3 protein-coding genes are annotated in these 1,775 nt (G+C 40.7%); all 3 read left to right on the forward strand.

All coding sequences use genetic code 11. The features are described from left to right. Nucleotides 1–98: 98 nt before the first annotated feature. The 3 genes from ACGHAV_RS16900 to ACGHAV_RS16910 all read left to right on the forward strand — a co-directional run bounded on the left by ACGHAV_RS16900 (nt 99) and on the right by ACGHAV_RS16910 (nt 1,672). Nucleotides 99–431 (forward strand): Qac family quaternary ammonium compound efflux SMR transporter, encoded by a 333-nt coding sequence (locus ACGHAV_RS16900; RefSeq protein WP_255051615.1) that lies wholly within the window; start codon nt 99–101, stop codon nt 429–431. 130 nt (nt 432–561) lie between these two features. Beyond that, nucleotides 562–927 (forward strand): hypothetical protein, encoded by a 366-nt coding sequence (locus tag ACGHAV_RS16905; RefSeq protein ID WP_390383356.1) that lies wholly within the window; start codon nt 562–564, stop codon nt 925–927. A 127-nt stretch (nt 928–1,054) separates the two neighbouring features. Continuing rightward, on the forward strand, nt 1,055–1,672 hold the full coding sequence (locus ACGHAV_RS16910) for a hypothetical protein (RefSeq protein ID WP_390383359.1): 618 nt from the start codon (nt 1,055–1,057) through the stop codon (nt 1,670–1,672). Nucleotides 1,673–1,775 lie beyond the last annotated feature (103 nt).

Consider the following 1,775-nt stretch of genomic DNA (forward strand, 5'->3'; position numbering starts at 1 on the left):
GATGCTTCATGTGCTCACAGTTTTTTTGAAAGAACAAGACTGCTTATTTCTTGAATATTAGTATAGTCTTGCGCGAGATATAAAAACTGGAGAAAGCTATGAAGAACTGGATATTTTTATCCGCGGCTATCATTTGTGAGGTAATTGCAACATCTAGTCTGAAGTCTAGTGAGGGTTTTACTAAATTAGCTCCTTCGTTACTTGTTGTTGCTGGTTATGGTGCAGCGTTTTATTTGCTTTCACTCACTCTCAAATCAATTCCTGTTGGAATGGCATATGCAATTTGGTCAGGGCTTGGAATAGTTTTAGTGACTTTAGTTGCTTGGTTCATGCATGGGCAAAAACTTGATCTTTGGGGTGCTGTTGGCATGGGGTTAATTGTAACTGGGGTTGTTGTGCTCAATTTGCTTTCAAAAGCCAGCGTGCATTAATTTGCAACGCATCTAACAAGCCAAGTAAGCGGGACAATTACACGCAGGCTCCCGTCACTTCGTTCCGTATTATAGCCTGCGTGTAATTGCCCCTTCTTGGGGTGTTATGTGTCAGGAGTAACAATCAAGCATGGAAGAACTTTTTAAAAAATACACAGAGGCTTTTAACGCTTTTAACTCAGAGGTCATAGCGAGCCTTTATCGCCTTCCCTGTGCTATTTCAGACGCTGACGGTACTCAAACATTTACGGATAGACCAGCGCTTATTGAAAAGTTTGCGTTAAATTGTGAATCTATGCGCAACTTTGGCTATCAATGCGCTCAGTTCAAAATTATGCAAGAGCAGCAACTTGGACAAGACAAAGTAGCAGTTACAATTGCTTGGCGTGTTAACACAGCCAATGCAAATATAGACTTCCGCACTTTGTATGTCTGTCATTTTATAGACAACAAGTGGTTTATATTCAGCGCAAATGTATATCAAGGTAGTTTTTAGAAGTGCCACATAACAAAAAAATTAAGTCGCCTGCTGCGCAGGCTGGGACGCATACACGTGGGCTGCTTCGCATTATAGCCCACGCGTCTGCGCCCCTTATTTAAAAGTTATATTCCAAGGAGGGTCCGTGTCGGCGGCTGATACTTATAAAAAGAAACTTGGACAAGAAATTGCTGATTTACTTGGAGATGAGTTTACATTCTATAAATCAAAGTTAATGCTTAAACGCAAACGAGCCTCAGGTTTCGACGTTATAGTCTTAGCTGGGTCAAACAAATGGTCTCCTTTAATAGACGTATCTTTCTACTTTGGCAGAAATTTTGATAATGCGAGAAAAGTTGAAAAGGCACTGAATGCCCACCCGATGCCATACCAAATTCAACAGTATTCGCCGAACGTTAATTCTATGCTTGGACTTGATTACTCCGGCGATGGCAATTGGGAAGTTAATATTGAGGAATCTTCTCAAGACGTCGCTATAAAAATTAAAAGCGCAATAGAAAAAATCGCATTCCCATTTTTTGAAAGGTTTACGACCTTAGAGGCAGCACAAGAGGCGCTTACAAAAGAAGACTCTTGGTGTTTCTCTCCTAAAGGACCTTTTTATCATATGCTATTCAATGTGGATGCAGCATTAGGAGACCTTGAACATTTTAAAAAGTGGTCTAAATGTTTAGACAATTTTTATATTGAACAAGTATTGGAAAAAATCGCAATATTAGAGTCCAGCGGCTTTGAAATATAACAAAACACTAAAGGCGCTCGCGCTGCTCGCTGGGACGCTAACACATGGGCTGCGTCACTTCGTTCCTAATTTTAGCCCATGTATTATCGCCCCTTAGTGGGGT

Source organism: Alteromonas sp. MTD1 (assembly GCF_042848195.1).
Classification (GTDB): domain Bacteria; phylum Pseudomonadota; class Gammaproteobacteria; order Enterobacterales; family Alteromonadaceae; genus Alteromonas.

Coding starts and splice junctions, on each gene's coding strand:
- ACGHAV_RS16900 (WP_255051615.1), top strand. CDS start 99: ATGAAGAACTGGATATTTTTATCCGCGGCTATCATTTGTGAGGTAATT.
- ACGHAV_RS16905 (WP_390383356.1), top strand. CDS start 562: ATGGAAGAACTTTTTAAAAAATACACAGAGGCTTTTAACGCTTTTAAC.